Origin of the sequence: Paenibacillus antri (assembly GCF_005765165.1) — a bacterium.
In the GTDB taxonomy this organism is placed as follows: domain Bacteria; phylum Bacillota; class Bacilli; order Paenibacillales; family YIM-B00363; genus Paenibacillus_AE; species Paenibacillus_AE antri.
The window spans coordinates 73,735-90,503 of sequence record NZ_VCIW01000006.1; the positions used below are offsets into that span (position 1 = coordinate 73,735).

The 16,769-nt window shown below is 42.1% G+C and carries 15 protein-coding genes; 14 read left to right on the forward strand and 1 reads right to left on the reverse strand.

Annotation, left to right across the window (positions count from 1 at the left end; translation table 11 throughout):
• Position 1 precedes the first annotated feature (1 nt).
• Positions 2–1,483, reverse strand: a complete 1,482-nt coding sequence (locus tag FE782_RS11575; protein ID WP_238392456.1) for a sugar transferase — start codon at positions 1,481–1,483, stop codon at positions 2–4.
• A gap of 258 nt (positions 1,484–1,741) precedes the next feature.
• Here FE782_RS11575 and FE782_RS11580 point away from each other — a divergent pair, with 258 nt between their 5' ends.
• From FE782_RS11580 to FE782_RS33100, 14 genes are all read left to right on the forward strand, one after another.
• Positions 1,742–2,818, forward strand: a complete 1,077-nt coding sequence (locus FE782_RS11580) for a mannose-1-phosphate guanylyltransferase (RefSeq protein ID WP_202914517.1) — start codon at positions 1,742–1,744, stop codon at positions 2,816–2,818.
• 17 nt (positions 2,819–2,835) lie between these two features.
• On the forward strand, positions 2,836–3,813 hold the full coding sequence (gene gmd, locus FE782_RS11585) for a GDP-mannose 4,6-dehydratase (RefSeq protein ID WP_138194256.1): 978 nt from the start codon (positions 2,836–2,838) through the stop codon (positions 3,811–3,813).
• Between the two features lie 21 nt (positions 3,814–3,834).
• Positions 3,835–4,779: a GDP-mannose 4,6-dehydratase gene (locus FE782_RS11590; protein WP_138194257.1), complete on the forward strand. Its 945-nt coding sequence runs from the start codon at positions 3,835–3,837 to the stop codon at positions 4,777–4,779.
• Positions 4,760–5,695: a GDP-L-fucose synthase family protein gene (locus tag FE782_RS11595; RefSeq protein ID WP_238392440.1), complete on the forward strand. Its 936-nt coding sequence runs from the start codon at positions 4,760–4,762 to the stop codon at positions 5,693–5,695. Before FE782_RS11590 ends, FE782_RS11595 begins: the two co-directional genes overlap by 20 nt.
• An 11-nt stretch (positions 5,696–5,706) precedes the next feature.
• On the forward strand, positions 5,707–6,492 hold the full coding sequence (locus tag FE782_RS11600; RefSeq protein ID WP_138194259.1) for an ABC transporter permease: 786 nt from the start codon (positions 5,707–5,709) through the stop codon (positions 6,490–6,492).
• Complete coding sequence (locus tag FE782_RS11605; RefSeq protein WP_138194260.1) at positions 6,493–7,818, forward strand: ABC transporter ATP-binding protein; 1,326 nt, start codon at positions 6,493–6,495, stop codon at positions 7,816–7,818. It abuts the gene before it with no gap.
• 25 nt (positions 7,819–7,843) lie between these two features.
• Entirely contained in the window at positions 7,844–9,256 is a 1,413-nt protein-coding gene (locus FE782_RS11610) for a class I SAM-dependent methyltransferase (RefSeq protein ID WP_158299350.1), read from the forward strand.
• A gap of 42 nt (positions 9,257–9,298) precedes the next feature.
• Positions 9,299–10,900, forward strand: a complete 1,602-nt coding sequence (locus FE782_RS11615; RefSeq protein ID WP_138194262.1) for a glycosyltransferase family 4 protein — start codon at positions 9,299–9,301, stop codon at positions 10,898–10,900.
• Positions 10,901–10,911: 11 nt separating this feature from the next.
• Positions 10,912–11,805 carry a glycosyltransferase family 2 protein gene (locus FE782_RS11620; protein ID WP_138194263.1) on the forward strand — a complete coding sequence of 298 codons (894 nt, stop codon included), beginning with the start codon at positions 10,912–10,914 and terminating at the stop codon, positions 11,803–11,805.
• A gap of 2 nt (positions 11,806–11,807) precedes the next feature.
• Positions 11,808–12,977, forward strand: a complete 1,170-nt coding sequence (locus tag FE782_RS11625) for a glycosyltransferase family 4 protein (protein ID WP_158299351.1) — start codon at positions 11,808–11,810, stop codon at positions 12,975–12,977.
• Positions 12,959–13,786: a glycosyltransferase gene (locus tag FE782_RS11630; RefSeq protein ID WP_138194265.1), complete on the forward strand. Its 828-nt coding sequence runs from the start codon at positions 12,959–12,961 to the stop codon at positions 13,784–13,786. The genes FE782_RS11625 and FE782_RS11630 overlap by 19 nt, the downstream gene beginning before the upstream one ends.
• Before the next feature lie 397 nt (positions 13,787–14,183).
• Entirely contained in the window at positions 14,184–15,329 is a 1,146-nt protein-coding gene (locus FE782_RS32835) for a hypothetical protein (RefSeq protein ID WP_238392441.1), read from the forward strand.
• Between the two features lie 397 nt (positions 15,330–15,726).
• On the forward strand, positions 15,727–16,344 hold the full coding sequence (locus FE782_RS11640) for a YdcF family protein (RefSeq protein WP_138194266.1): 618 nt from the start codon (positions 15,727–15,729) through the stop codon (positions 16,342–16,344).
• 67 nt (positions 16,345–16,411) lie between these two features.
• Positions 16,412–16,540: a hypothetical protein gene (locus FE782_RS33100; protein ID WP_274388711.1), complete on the forward strand. Its 129-nt coding sequence runs from the start codon at positions 16,412–16,414 to the stop codon at positions 16,538–16,540.
• The last annotated feature ends 229 nt before the right edge of the window (positions 16,541–16,769 follow it).

The window sequence follows — 16,769 nt, forward strand, 5'->3', positions numbered from 1 at the left end:
GTTAGTATGCTCCCTCTCCCTTGATTACCACGGGGATCGTCTTTAACATAATTTTGACATCCAGGCCTAGACTCCAGTTTTCTATATAATAAATGTCTAAATTAATCCATTGTTGGAACGAGAGGTCGCTCCGGCCGCTGACTTGCCATAACCCTGTGATTCCGGGAAGGACTTCGAGTCGTCTCCATTCCCAATCCCCGTACAAATCGACTTCGTTCGGAAGCGGAGGGCGCGGCCCGACTAAACTCATGTTGCCCTTCAAAACGTTCAATAACTGCGGAAGCTCATCGATCGAATATTTTCTCAGAATTCTCCCGATACGAGTTACCCTTGGATCGTTTTTAATTTTGAAAGCGGCCCCGTCCATCTCGTTCTTGTCGCTAAGTTGGGGTAACAGTTGCTCGGCATTTCGAACCATAGAACGAAACTTGTACATTCCGAACATTTTCCCGTTCTTCCCGATTCGTATTTGTTTATAAAGAACAGGGCCGCCATCCTCTAACTTTATTAATATGGCGACTAAACCGAGCAATGGGGACATAATGAGTAACCCGATGGAGGATAAGACTACATCGAATATTCTTTTTAGCGCATACCCTAGTCCTTGCATGGGAGTACGTATCAGCGTCATTACAGGCAGTGCATTAATATTGCCAATCTGAACCGTACTGAACATTAAATTGAACATATCGGGTACGATTTTAATATTTATTGAGATTTTCCTTAGATCTTTAATGATGCTATCGACTAGAGTTCTTTGCGAAGGGATCGTAATGATAATCTCATCTACATGATTAGTAGTGACGAGACTCTTTAGGCTCGAGGTGGTACCTAAACATTGGTGTGAATCGTACAAACTCGTTTCTTGATCGTCCACATATCCGAGTACGCGATATCCTAACCAAGGGTGAGCCCCGAATTCGTCCATAATTAATTTGCCGATTTTCCCTGCACCGACGATAATCACATTTTTGGTGAGATATCCTTTCCGCGCCAGCGAGAAATAGATCATTCTTTTCGATCCTCTCAACAAAAACGATCCCATAAGCGCCGTAACCCAAAAACTCACGATGACAAGTCTCGAATACTCGTCGAAATTTAATAAGAAGCTAATCCCTATTGAAATCAATAGGGCATAAGAGTGGGCTTGGAGTGTCTTAAATAACTCATCCATCAACCCAAGGCTTGCCCTGAAATTGAATATTTTGTTTTTGTAGACAAAGAAAAGGTAGAAAACGGCGAAAGCAATAAAAAACAAACCGTACTGAAAAAATCTAGGGCCGTGCCATTGCAAGAGTGTAAAGTCGGCTTGAAATTCGTATGCCATTCGTAATTGGTATAAGCTTAAAAATATGAAGGCAAGGCATGCCATCTCTACTGCGGTAAATGTGAATCCTAGCCATAACGACAAATTTTTCTTTTTTTCGATTTTTTGATTGACTTCTATTGTTTGGGACGACAAATTCCCCAAATTTACGAACATCGGCCGCAACCTTAGGAACCCCTCTCGTGGGAAGAAATGCTGATAGAGAACACATACTCATTCCATTATAATTACCATTATAGTTCGATTAAGTTTCGTTTAGTAGCGCGAAAAAATTACCTATGAATTATAACATAAGGGTTTCATTGGTTTCCATTTATTGTTGGCATCGCAACTTGCTAAGGATATAATAGTATAGTTATGATAATGTCGAATGCTGTATTATCTTGCAGTACAGTGTAACGGGAGGGTATAGGGGTGACATTAACAGCAGTGATTATGGCTGGGGGAAAAGGTGAACGGTTCTGGCCCAAAAGCCGTACCAATTTACCGAAACAATTCTTAAATATCTCCGGTTCAAAATCGATGATTCAACAAACGGTACAACGCCTTGAACACATCATTAATATTAACCAGATATTCGTAGTTACAAATGAACTATACGCAGAACTGATTCATGCTCAAATCCCTAATTTGCCAATTGATAATATTATAATCGAACCGGTTGGACGGAACACTGCGCCTTGCGTCGGGGTCGCTTCGATTCTTATTGAGGAACGGTTCCCGGACAGCACCATGGTAGTATTGCCCTCGGATCATATCATTAAGGACGAGAAAGAATTCGTACATGTGTTGAAAGCGGCTATACAAATAAGTGCGGAAGGGAATAATTTAGTCACTTTGGGGATCTCGCCGACGTATCCAGAAACAGGTTATGGCTATATTGAGAGCGGTGAAGACGTACGGAAAGTTAAGGACGCTTCCGTATACAAGGTAAATCGATTCGTGGAGAAACCGAATTACGAGCTTGCTGAAGAATATGTCGCGAGCGGCAGATTTTATTGGAATAGCGGTATTTTTATTTGGAAAACAAGTGTCATCCGGCAATATATTAAAGAACTGATGCCGGAGATGGACGATGTCCTCGAAACGATGAGAGCTGCATTTAAAACCGAGGTTCAGGCTGAAGTGATTCGAAATGAATTTCCTAAGATGCCGGACCAATCCATTGACTACGGGATTATGGAGAAGGCCAACGACATATATGTCATTCCGTGTATTTTCGGTTGGGATGATGTAGGCAGTTGGACGGCATTAGAACGAATTGACGAATTAGATGAAAACGGGAATGTTATTAGAGGTAACATTTTGAACTTAGATACGAAGCGAAGCATTATTGAAAGTAATGGGAAATTAATTGCAACGCTTGGCGTGGAGGACTTAATAATCGTGGATACTGAAGATGTAACGTTAATATGCGCTAAAGATAAAGCTCAGGAAGTTAAAAAGTTACTTAAAGAATTAAGACTCCAGAAATTGGAACAATACTTATAAATAAGGGAGTAGAGGGAATGGCAAAGCACGCATTAGTAACGGGGATTACGGGACAAGATGGCTCTTACTTAGCGGAATTATTGTTAGAAAAGGGATATAAGGTATTTGGGTTGAAGCGTCGGACGAGCACGCCAAATTATGTAAATATTCAACACTTTATGAACGAAGTCGAGTTCATTGACGGTGATTTATTGGATGTCAATTCTTTAATTCGCGCTGTAAAAATCTCCAATCCAGACGAAGTATATAACCTTGCGGCCCAATCCTTTGTAGGTACTTCATGGGATCAAGCCGTTTTAACCGGGCAGGCAACCGGTATCGGCGTAACGAATATGCTGGATGCAGTACGCTTGGTAAAGCCCGAGGCTAAATTTTACCAAGCATCAAGCAGCGAAATGTTCGGCAAAGTTGTAGAGGTTCCGCAAAAGGAAACGACGTCATTCTACCCGCGAAGTCCTTACGGGGTAGCGAAGGTTTATGGTCATTGGATTACGGTTAACTACAGAGAAAGTTACGATTTCTTTGGCTGTTCGGGGATCTTATTTAACCACGAATCCCCAAGACGAGGAATTGAGTTCGTCACCCGGAAAATTTCAGATGCCGTTGCTAGAATCAAACTTGGCTTAATGGATGAACTACGTTTAGGGAATTTAGACGCGAAGCGAGATTGGGGCTACGCTAAGGATTATGTCGAATGCATGTGGTTGATGCTGCAGCAGGACAAACCGGATGATTATGTCATTGCGACAGGCGAAACGCACTCCGTTAGAGAGTTCTGTGAAATTGCATTTAGACATGTTGGTTTAAACTATGAAGATTATGTAAAGGTCGATCCGAAATTTTATAGAGCAGCTGAAGTTGACCTTCTGTTAGGCGACCCGACGAAAGCCATTTCACAGTTAGGGTGGGTCCCGCAAAAGACGTCTTTCAAACAACTTGTACAACTGATGGTTGATTCCGACCTGGCGAGAGTTGAGAAGACGCTTCCGCGATAACTCTTACTAGGAAGTGATGCCGTGAAAGCATTTATTACAGGGATAAGCGGGTTTGTCGGATATTACCTGGCCAATAAGTTAGTAAGTGAAGGGTATGACGTTCTGGGGATTTCTAGAGCGGAGCCAAAACGAAAAGCAACGGGTGTCGAGTACATTCTATGTGATATAAACGATCGGGGTAAGATGGAGAAGATTATTACGGATTCACGACCTGACCATGTTTATCACCTTGCAGGACCGGCATTCATACCCTTGTCTTATGAGAAACCGAATATTGCATATGGAACGATAGTGGACGGGACTCTAAATCTTTATGAGATTATCCGAAAACATCGTTTGTCGTGCAAAGTGCTTTATGTTGGTTCTGCGGACGTGTACGGACATGGCGATGGGACCCCTCTTCACGAGGGGAGCCCTATTGTTCCTATGAATCCCTATGCGGGTGCAAAAGCTTGTGCTGAGATTATCAGTAAACAATTCTACCATACCTACGGCATTCAAATTGTTAGTGCAAGGCCGTTTAACCACACGGGACCTTATCAATCAGTCGATTTTGTTTGTTCAAATTTTGCAAAGCAGATTGCCCTAATGGAAAAAAATGGAGAAAGCACATTGTCTGTTGGGAATATCGAAGTGGAACGGGACTTCTTAGATGTACGTGATGTAGTGGATGCTTATTACTTGCTTATGCAGTGCGGGACGCCAGGGGAAGTATATAATGTTTGCTCGGGAACATGTACTTCGTTAAAAAATATTATATCTTGGTTGTTTATGAATTCATCGATCCAACAGCATCAGATCTTTGTTGCCCCTGAGAAGCTTAGAAAAGTCGACGCACCAGTCCGTGTTGGTAATCATGACGCACTAGTTCGTGATACCCGCTGGTTCCCGAAGTACAAAATTAAAGATACAATGCATGAACTTCTTCAATATTGGAGGGACAATCTTGAAAAGCTTGAAAAATAAAAGGATTATTGTAACCGGTGGTGCGGGTTTTCTTGGATCTCATGTTGTGGATAAGTTAAAGCGGAGCAATTGTGAATATGTCTTCGTTCCAAGAAGTAAGGATTATGACCTTAGAACCGAACAAGGCATCGTACAGATGATGAAGGATTGGAAACCGGATGTTATTATTCATTTGGCCGCGGTTGTCGGGGGAATTGGAGCAAATCGCGAGAACCCAGGTAAATATTTCTATGAAAACTTAATGATGGGGACACAGTTAATAGAGCAATCTAGACTACACAACGTTGAAAAGTTTGTGGCCATCGGTACGATCTGTGCGTACCCTAAATATACTCCCGTACCATTTAAGGAATCTGATATCTGGATTGGGTACCCTGAAGAAACGAACGCTCCGTACGGATTAGCTAAGAAAATGATGCTTGTTCAATCCCAAGCCTACAGAGATCAGTATGGCTATAATTCTGTTTACTTGTTGCCTGTAAACTTGTATGGACCACGTGACAATTTCGACCCAAAAACCTCTCATGTGATTCCTGCACTTATTAAGAAATGCGTTGATGCAAAGGAGCAAGGATTACCTTACATTGATGTTTGGGGTACAGGACAAGCAACTCGCGAGTTTTTATTTGTAGAGGATGCAGCCGAAGGGATTCTGTTGGCTACCGAAAGATATAACAAGAGCGAGCCTGTGAATTTGGGCGCGGGGACGGAAATCAGCATCAAGCACCTAGTGGAAAAAATTGCTGAATTAACAGGTTTCGATGGGGAAATCAGATGGGATGAAACGAAGCCCGATGGTCAACCTCGGAGATGCTTGGATACAACTAAGGCCTATGAAGAGTTCGGATTCAAAGCGAAAACGGCTTTCGAAGAAGGCTTGATGAAGACAATTGATTGGTATGTAACTCATAAATAGGTGGAATTTCAATGAACTTTGAGCTTTGGCGCTATCGAGGCTATATATGGAATAACGCAATTATGGATCTCAGGAACCGATACGCCGGTTCCTCTTTTGGTGTTTTGTGGAATGTGCTTCAGCCATTGTTCCAAATATTAATTTTCACATTCGTCTTTTCGCAAATTATGGTTGCGAGAATCCCAGGGTTGGAGTCCACATCTGCTTTTGCGATATATTTATGCGCCGGGTTGATTCCTTGGGGGATATTCTCAGAAACTGTAATAAGGGGTAGCAATTCCTTCCTTGAGAACGCTTCGTTTCTGAAGAAATTGCCCGTCCCTGAGTACGTTTTTATTTGTCAATCCGTCGTTGCATCAACCATTGTATTATTTGTTTCTGTTTCGATTTTGCTTATTGTTGTCACGTTTTTGGGCGGGGCAGTGAGCGTGACGTGGCTCCTACTTCCGTTAATGCTGTTACTCTTCCAGGCCTTTGCTTTTGGACTAGCTTTATTGTTTGGTTGTATCAACGTTTTTTTCAGGGATATCGGTCAAATCCTCGGTACAGCCATGCAAATTTGGATGTGGATGACTCCGATCGTGTACTTTAAGGACATTCTTCCCGAAGGGTTCCAACAGGCTGTGGACATTAATCCGGTTTATTGGTATATTTCGTCCCTTCACGAAATTATCGTGTATTCCAAAGTACCCGATCTTCAGTTATGGACTAGTATGGTAATATGTTCGTTGGTCTCCATTATATTGGGAGCTCTAGTTCTTAGAGCATTAAGAGCCGAAATAAGGGATGTTATTTAAATGATGAATGAGGAACTGTTGGTTCAGGCGCATAATGTTTCAAAAAAATATAAAATCTATAAAAATCCTTATCATCGACTAATAGAATGGGCCACCTTTGGTACATTAGGTAAACATGAGCAATTTTGGGCGCTTCAAGACATAAGTTTCGAGCTGCATAAAGGGGAATGTTTGGGGATTATCGGGCATAACGGTGCCGGCAAGAGTACTCTTCTTAAAATATTGTCTAAGGCGTTATGGCCAACGACAGGGGAAATCAAAGTATCGGGAAACATGGTTTCCCTTCTTGAACTTGGAACTGGGTTTCATCCCGAGTTGTCTGGATTAGATAACATATATAACAGTGGGAAGTTACTGGGATTTGATAAACACTATTTAAATGAGAAGATCGATGATATTTTAAATTTCGCCGAGTTAGGCGATTTTATTAAGCAGCCGGTGAAAACCTACTCTTCAGGAATGTTCGTCCGACTTGCTTTTTCGTTATTTGCAAACCTAAAGCCGGACATATATATCGTTGACGAAGCGTTATCAGTAGGGGATATCTTCTTCCAACAAAAATGTTTTTCTTTTTTAAAAGACTTAAAGGAAAAAGGGACCGGAATCATTTTAGTGACACATGACATGCAAACTGTAATGAAATTTTGCGATAAGGTATTGATTTTCGACAAAGGTCGGATCGTCCACTCTGGATCGCCTGTCGATATGGTTAACTTATTCTATTCGATGGGGAAAACGGGAGAAAGGTCTGTTGCTAATGAAGTTACAATCCTCGATGGGGATGTCCAGGAAAAAGTCTCTATTCCACTTCAGGCAAAACTGAATATTAGCCAAGCAACAGGTATTCGAAGAGGGGACAAGAAGGTCGAGTTATTGGGTGTAGAAATCGTCAGTTTAGACCAACAAGAAATCAACACCGCAATGACGGGAGATAAGCTGCGGTTAAACATATATGCCGTCGCTCATGAAGATGTTGAAGATCTGACATTCGGTTATCAGATCACTGATCGGCATAATACAGTAGTCTTTGGTCAAAATTCCTACATGGTTAATCAATTAAGACTAAGGGCTACGAAGAACCAGATAATGAAGGCGACATTCGATATCGATATGCGTTTGTTTCAGGGATTATACACTTTTGCTATTGCGGCTACGGATTGCGACACAGATATAACTAATCATGTATATGATTGGATCGAGGGTGCAATACTACTGGAAATTATGAGACCTGTACGGCGAGAATTCCATGGCATTGCGCAGCTTGACACGCACTTTAATATCACCTATGCCGAGGAATCCTCTTTAATAAAACCCGCAGCGAACTAATTGCTTGATGAAAAGGAGGGGTATCATGGGCAAACAAGTTATTACGATTGATAAGTGTTGGTGTGGTTCCACAGACTTACAAAAGTATAATGAACAGTATGTGAAGTGTATGAGCTGCTCTACACTGTTGAACAGTCCACGATTCGTTTCCGAGTATTTTGAAGTTGAGAATGATAATAACGATTTTTACGGAAAAAACTATTGGTTGCAGCATCAGACAGAATCATTTGGTCATCCCGATATTCGAAAAAGATCTCGAGAGGACCTAACGCAAAGGTGTCTATACTGGTTGAACACCATTTTAAAATATAAGATGCCTCCTACACGTTCTTTAGAGCTTGGATGTGGACCAGGAACGCTTGTCCATCTAATGAAGCAATGCGGATTTGACGCAACTGGGTTGGAACTTAGTCGTTGGGTGGTTGAGTACGGGAAATCCACCCATGGCGTTAATATTATTCATGGGAAAATTGAAGATGCTACCATCCCTGACGAATCACAAGATCTTATTATTATGATGGACGTCCTTGAGCATTTCACCGATCCCGTTCATACAATGACGGTCGTAGCAGATAAATTGAAGGAAAACGGAATCGTTGTTATCCAGACCCCGCGATTTAATCATTTTAGTTATGAAGAATTGCTTGAAACGAATGATATGTTTTTAAAGCAATTCAAGGATCAAGAGCATCTGTTTTTGTTTACTCAGGAGAGCGTCGAGAGGTTAATAAGTTCTGTTGGGTTCCAGTATGTGAAATTTTATGAACCTTTGTTTGGTTATGATATGTTCCTAGTCGCGTCAAAGAAAGAACCTCTGATAAATTCTGACGATGATGTGATTACTCATTTAGAAGGAAATCCCAACAGTAGGATCGTACTAGCTATGTTAGATCTGTATAAGAAACAAGTCCATACGGAAAAAGAAGCGATATTGCGTCTGGAATCGGTTCAGAAGTTAGAAGCATGGTTGAAAGAGAGCGAAACCGACCGAGAGGCTCGTTTAGTTATTATTAATGCTTTGGAGAAACGCCTTCTTGAGAGTGAGTCCGATCGGGAAGCGCGGTTGGGAATTATTAAAGAATTGGAGAAGCGACTCCAAGAGAGTGAATCCGACCGGAATGCAAGATTATCAATTATTCAAGAGCTTCAAAATAAGCTTGAAGTATGCGAAAAAGACCATCAGGCTAGCTTGGCGAAAATTAATGATTTACAGAGGCAAATTGCCGAGTGCGAGGGCGATCGCCAAGCGCGATTGGGAATCATACAAGAAATACAGGAACGCTTGATTGAAAGTGAGGAAGACCGAGCTGCACGGCTTTCCATTATTCAAGAACTTGAGAAGAAACTTGTGGAAAGTGAAAAAGATCGATCCAATCGTTTGGAACTCATCCATGAGTTAGAAAGACAACTAAAAAAGAAAAACTCTGAACATAAATAAAACTAGCACTGAAAGAGAAACTCATTTGGTGGTGAAACTTTGATGAAAGTTGCAATCGATGTGGTTCCTATACGGGGTACTGGTGAGAACGGTGGGGCTCACCATCTAGTACTCGAACTCCTTCAAGGAATGGCGAGACGTAACCGTAACCATGAATATTTACTCTTAACCGCTGAGTGGAATCATCAATACTTCGAACGTTTTGAAGATCTTGGGATGAAGAGGTTTTGTGTTCTTCGTCAAGGAAGTTCAGACGACCGGAATGTTTCGATTACTTCAAACGCACTGATTTCCAAGATAATTTCAAAAATGAAATCCAAGCTGAAGCCATATCTCGGAAGTCGTTCCAATTCATCTTTGCTTTCAGACCTTGGCGTCGATGTATTGTTTTGCCCAATGACGGCGGTTACTTACGCCGAGGTGGGAATTCCCACACTGAGCTTAATTTACGATATCCAACATGAGTACTACCCGCAATTCTTTTCACAGGATGAGTTGGCTCACCGTAATTCTTTCTATGAAAAGGTTTGTAAAGTAGCTGATTCAGTTGTATGTATTTCGGAGTTTACGAAACAGTCCATTGTAGAAAAGTATGGGTATCCGTCGGAAAAAGCAAAAGTGGTGTATATCTCGATCCAGGATCGAATGTCTGCTAAGTCCGAAAATATAGCCAATGCTGTCTTGGATAAGTACGGGATAAGAAGCAAAATCTATGCATTTTACCCTGCAAACTTTTGGGCACATAAGAATCATAAGATGTTACTAACCGCACTTTCCATGTTTCGTCATAACCACCCCGAATTCGACCTTCATTTATGTCTAACAGGGAGTTTGTGGAAAGAACAAAAAGTCTTGCATGATGCAATTGATGTCCTTGGTCTTAAAGATAAAGTACATTACCTAGGATACGTTCCGGATGAGGAATTATCGGTCGTTATGTCCCGTAGCGCATTTGTTATTTTTCCTAGTTTGTTTGAAGGATTTGGCATTCCAGTGGCCGAAGCGATGTCGCTTGGCGTACCGGTACTTTGCAGCGAAACGACGAGTCTTCCAGAAGTAGGCGGCGATGCGGCACTATACTTCGATCCGAAAAAGCCGGATACGATGGTAGAACGAATGTTTCAAATTCTTACTAACCTTGAATTACAACAAACGTGTGTAAAGAGAGGATTGGAATACGTTAAAAGATTTAACAGCGAACGGATGGTTGAAGAGTACTCGTTAGCAATAGAATCCATCTACGGAATTCAAGCGAGAGAAGCTTACTCATCACGGGGAATTTATCCCGATCATTGGACTGAGGAGACCTTTGAGTTTACTTGCGGACCGAGCGATTGTTCGCGGATTGTTCGGTTATCCTTACTTTTACCGCCCGTGTCGCCAGTTAAGTCGTCAATCCTTATAGTTACTAACGGAAGGAAACGAAAGAATTATACTATTGATAGCGGTGTGCCACTTCAGATTAACGAGGAAATTGATAGAGGACTTACAAAGCTAGGTTTTCATGTGAAATCATTATTTTCTCCACAAGATATAGGCATTCCAGATTCTAGAATCCTAGGTATTCAAGTTTTAAATGCAAGCGTCGTTGATAAAAACACAGATAATATCCTCAATAATTTCCATACTATTTCAACTCCTTAGGAGCGGTATATTTGAATCCTAGAATATCAATTGTAACTCCTTCATATAACCAAGGGAAGTTTATTAAGAGAACTATTGATAGTGTCTTTGATCAGGAGATTGAAGGTTTAGAAATGATTGTATTTGATGGAGGCAGTACGGATGAAACGGTTGAGGTTTTGGAAAGCTACGGTGACCGACTATTTTATGTTTCTGAAAAAGATAAGGGTCAATCTGATGCCATTAATAAGGGTTTTTTGAAAGCAAGAGGAGATGTCATCGGATGGTTAAACTCGGATGATGTGTATTACCCGGGTTCAATTTCTGCAGTTCTAGAGATATTCGCTAAGTATCCAGAAGTTGACGTGATATATGGAAAAGCCGACCACATTGACGAAGAAGACGGTTATATTGAAGATTATTACACAGAATCATGGGACTATGGAAAATTAAAAGAAATCTGCTTTATTTGCCAACCCGCTGTGTTTTTTAGACGAAGCGTATTGGAGAAGTACGGTGTATTAAATGCTGCATTACGATTTTGCATGGACTATGAATTTTGGTTACGGATCGGACAAAAGAAGGGTTTTTATTTTCTTGATCAAAAGGTAGCCGGGTCTCGTCTTTACGCGGAAAATAAAACATTAGGCAGCCGTAGAAAAGTGCATGAAGAAATTTGTTCGATGTTAAACGATAAATTCGGAACAGTACCTGCAAGGTGGATATACAATTTAGCGCATGTTATCGTTGAAGAGTCGGGCGAAAGTAGAGAAAACGTAGAACGTAATTTGCGTTTCGTTAAGTCGCTCATCCGGACTTCTGCGAAGTGCTTTCTTAAGTATAACAAAAAAGTTCCATTGAACGAAATTCGAAATATGTTCGGCTGGTATCGTGAGGCAAAAAAGCCAGCTAAAGGAGGGGGATGACAATGAAAATTGGCTTTGACGTGAGTCAAACCGCAGAGGATATGGCGGGGTGCGCTTTCTTTGCAAAGCAAATCATAAGTCATCTCCTGGACGTAGATACTAGTAATGAGTATTTGCTTTATCCTGTCTTTTACAATTACAGACATCCCGAATACAAAAAGGCTTACCAAAGTGACAGACCAAATGCGAAGAATTATTTCCATGAAGTTTCTTGGGCTAAACTAAACCAATTATGGGATAGTTCTGAGTTTCAAAGGGATGAACTTCTCGGTCACCCGGATATTATACATTCAAACAATTTTTGTTGCCCAATCGATGTTCGAGCGAAAAAGATTGTTACGATATATGACATGGTTTATCTAGATCGTCCAGAGTTTTCAACCGAAGCAAACCGGATCGTTTGTTTCAACGGGGCTTTCGAGTCGAGTATCTATGCTGATCATATAGTTACCATCTCGGAAAGCTCAAAACAGTCTTTTCTTAAATATTTCCCTCATTACCCGGAAGAACGTATTTCGGTTATTTACTTAGGTAGTCGCCCAACTCTAACCAGTCACTTGAGCGAATCGGTCAAAAAGAAGGTTATTCAAAAATTTAATATTCAAGATAGTGGTTTTTGGTTAGGTGTCGGTACTGTCGAGCCAAGGAAAAATTACCGTCTTTTATTGGAGGCGTATGCCAAAATAGTAAGAGAATATTCTGAGACGCGTCCATTATTTATCGCAGGTGGCAAGGGCTGGTTGGAAAATGACATACAAGCTAGAGTACAGGAACTAGGAATCCAGGACAAAGTAAACTTTCTTGGTTATGTTTCAGACGAAGAGCTTTCGGTTCTATACAATTTGTGTTTTGCTTTTGTTTACCCTTCCCATTACGAGGGATTTGGATTACCGGTACTTGAAGCGATGAGCTTTGGAGCTCCGGTTATTACAAGCAATGTAACCAGCATTCCAGAAGTAATTGGTGATGCGGGAATCTTAATGGATCCAAACAGTTCGGACAGCTTAACAAAAGCTATGATAACAATGGTACAACAACAGGATCAAAGAAAGAAAATGGCGGAGAAGTCGATAGAACAGGCTGGGAAATTCTCATGGGAACGTGCAGCACGACAAACCCTAGATGTTTACAAAAAAGTTATGGAGCAGGAACCATGGCACCGAAGCAAATAAATCCGAAGATCGCAATCGCTGTCCCAAACTTAAATCAAGGAAGGTATTTATTGGATGCATTAGAAAGCATCAGGAGACAAGAGGGCATTGACATTTACGTCGCTGTTCTTGATGCAGGATCCACGGATAACTCCTTAGAGATAATTCGCGAAAATATTGATATTATTCAGTATTGGCGCTCACATAAAGACGAAGGCCAGGCAGCTGCAATCAACGAGGGGATTGCTGCCTTTCCTAGAGTTGATTATGTTTGTTGGTTGAATGCTGACGATACTTTTTTGACCAACGGTTTGTCGAAAATGGCCGAATTCCTTGAGAAAAATAAACAGTATGTCGCTGTTTACGGGAAAGCACATATTACAAATGAGATTAATCAAAAGATTGGCGAATACCCAACTGAACCGTTCAGCAGGGAGACGCTTGCGATGCGATGCATCATTTGTCAGCCTGCTACCTTAGTAAGGGCTGATATCTGGCAGAAAGTTAAGGGGGTTGACTCAAGATATCATATGTGCATGGATTACGAGCTATGGTGGCGAATAGCTGCTCAAGGTGATATTGCCTATTTCGAGTATCCGGTGGCATGTTCCCGGGACCATGATGAAACGAAAACAAGGAATAATCAGAAAGCTCATTTTGAAGAGGCGTTCGAGCTCTTAAGAAATCATTATGGGCAAGTGCCTTGGCACTGGTGTATAAGTCGAGTTAAGGAAATTATACACCCAAGTGGGAGTCTATACGGCAAGTTATTTCAGAGGATTCTAGCATCAATACTTTATTTGAAGATGAGAAAAGGAAAAAGAGGCTAAGAATGACGACCCAAACATTTCCTTTATTAGTACTATATTTATAATCTTTTTTAGCAGGTTATAGCTTTGTTTCATGGTTTGTGCCGATATGCTCAGCTGATATGGCCGATGGATTAATCGAATTCAAAGCCTGATTATAAAACTCACTTTCCGGGCTTTTTTAGCGAACACTTCGCAAATATATCTTAATGACTGTGGAATGAATTTCAGTGTGAAATTAGGAAGTCACTGCGGAAATTTCTAACGTCTTTACTGGTAAAAGCTAAATTTTTGTTTTGGAATCGGCAATCGATTATTTCGTAAAGCGTCGAGGGTGGGGACTTCCGCTTCGGCGCTTTTTATTTAAGATAAAGATTGCTATACTTCTAAAGATGATTTGGATTAGGAGGACTAAGCATTGAACATATATAGTAGTTTTGAAATTAATAGACTCATTAAACAAGTAAATGACCTTTATAATGACTTGATAAGCAAACGAAATAATCTAAACTTATATGAAAAAAGTATCACTTCCCAAAATGGTGAGGACGGAATAATAGAGGAGATATTTAGGAGAATAGGTACCACGAATAAATTCTTCGTTGAATTTGGGGTGCAGGACGGCATGCAGTGTAACTCAGCTTATTTGTCTGTCTATAACCACTGGAACGGCCTTCTTATTGAAGGCGACAGAGATATGTATGAACGAGCCCTTTTTAATTACCAGGGCAAACCAGTCTCGATAGTTAACAGTTTTATTACGAGGGATAACATTGTTTCAATATTTAAAGAGAATGAGGTACCGGTTGAAATTGATTTATTAAGTATTGACATCGACGGAAATGACTATTGGGTGTGGAAATCTTTGGAGGAATATCGACCTCGCGTTGTCATTGTGGAGTATAATGCATCGTATGCTCCTCCAATAGAGTGGATAATGGAATACAATGATTATCATGTATGGGACGGTACTGATCACTTTGGCGCTAGTTTAACATCATACACAAAGTTAGCTAACGAAATGGGATATTCTTTGATATGTACTGAATCGCAAGGCGTTAATGCTTTTTTTGTACGTACGGACCTCCTTACGGAAACACTTAGTGCAAGAACGCCAGAGGAATGCTATCATCCACCGAAATATGGTGTTTTCTTTGGAGGTCACCCAAAACGAACCAAGACCGAGAACCTACCTGCCTCGGCATTCCAAGCGGAAATCCAAACGGATGTAGTAGAGGTTACGGGTCCTCCCGGATCAATGCATGCGATAGAAATTAACATAAAGAATATCGGAAATTATTCTTGGCCGTTCATACATGATTACCCCTTCCATCTGGGGAATCATTGGTTAGACGATAAGAAACAGACTGTACTCTTTAATGACGCAAGAATTTCAATTCCAGGGAAAATTAGACCAAGTGCGGGGACAAAACTTATTTTTCCGTTCACTTGCCCGATCAAACCCGGAGTGTATTACCTTGAATTTGACCTGGTGATCGAATCCGTTGCGTGGTTTCGTGATTTTGGATCAAAAACTGCTGAAGTAAAGATTGTTGTAGAGTGATTATTTATGTCATCGAAGATCAGTCGGCTGCCGAATCCAGAGCGGCGCAACGATTAGGTGAGCCACTTTTGCATCCCTTTGAATGACTTGGATTAGTACTGCGGCATATTTCAGATATGTGAGCGAGATTATGATCAGATCCATCACTTTTGACATCCACAAGATTCCGAAGTAGGAGCATACGTAATCTTATGCGTAAAGGCGGATTAGCCCAAAGAGAGCTATTGTATATCTCCGAGCGGAGAGACATGAAGGCTTGGAAAAGACCCGGGGTGCTGGAAGCAGCGGTCACGTGGGAGTTTGATTATGGCCTTATGCTGTGCGATCAAGCTATGGACGCGTCGTTATGCGAACCTCAGGAACTTGCGGCTTGGGTTCGCGAGAAGAGAGTACCATTATGTTAAAGCTGCTGAACTGGAAAGCAAAGCTGCTGTTGCTCTTACTTGCCGTCGTCGTATGTCTTGTCGCGATGCATGTACCGCTTCTGTCCGCGGCGGGCGGCTATCTCAAGCTCCCCTGCACCGCACCGCCCGCGAGCGACGCGATCATCGTCCTCGGCGGCGAGATGAACGGCGAGCGGACGCGCAAGGGCGCGGAGCTGTACCGCGAGGGCGTGGCGCCGAAGGTGATGCTGTCCGACGGGACGAAGATGTCATGGCGGACGACGGCGAACGAGGAGATGCACGCGCTCGCGGTGCAAGAGGGGGTTCCGCCCGAGGCGATCCTGCAAGAGGAGAAGTCCCGGAGCACGTACGAGAACGCCGTGTATACAAGAGAGCTTATGGAGCAACTCGGCTATGACTCGGCGGTCGTCGTCACGTCGGACTGGCATGCGAAGCGGTCGCGGTTCATTTTCGAGAAGGTGTATAAGGGTTCTGGCATTGAACTGGCGTATTGCGGGACGCCGGACGATCGAAGCGACTTCGACGAGTGGTGGAAGGACGGCGAGAAGCAGCAGGTCGTGATGATGGAGTGGGCGAAGACGCTCGTCTATTGGGCGAAATACGCCTTCTGACGCAGGTTTAGCGCCTCAGCAAGTTTCCCATACTGATAGCATATACTGGTTATCAGGAGGGAACGCCATGAGGGACAAACATCGAGGTTTGCGGGAGACGGATTTATCCGTGTGGCGCGGCATCTTCTTCGGTATTTTGCTTGGGGCGAGCATGTGGGCGGCTATTTTGTGGCTGTTGTGGCTCTGGTTGTTTTGATTCAAGGTGCAGCACCGATGCGCTGAGCGCGGCGAAAGCCGGCTCGGCGTTTTTTTGTTCATTGGGCCGCGGCGTTCGGCCGGTTTCGGGACACTCCCGGGACCGGTTTTTTTTCTTCGTTTTCGAGTTGGAAAAATATATACAAGAGATGGCTGGGAGGGTATAATCTACCTGCAGTTCATATACTTAATTACCTATATTAGTAAACATCATAGTTTAATAGAACTAG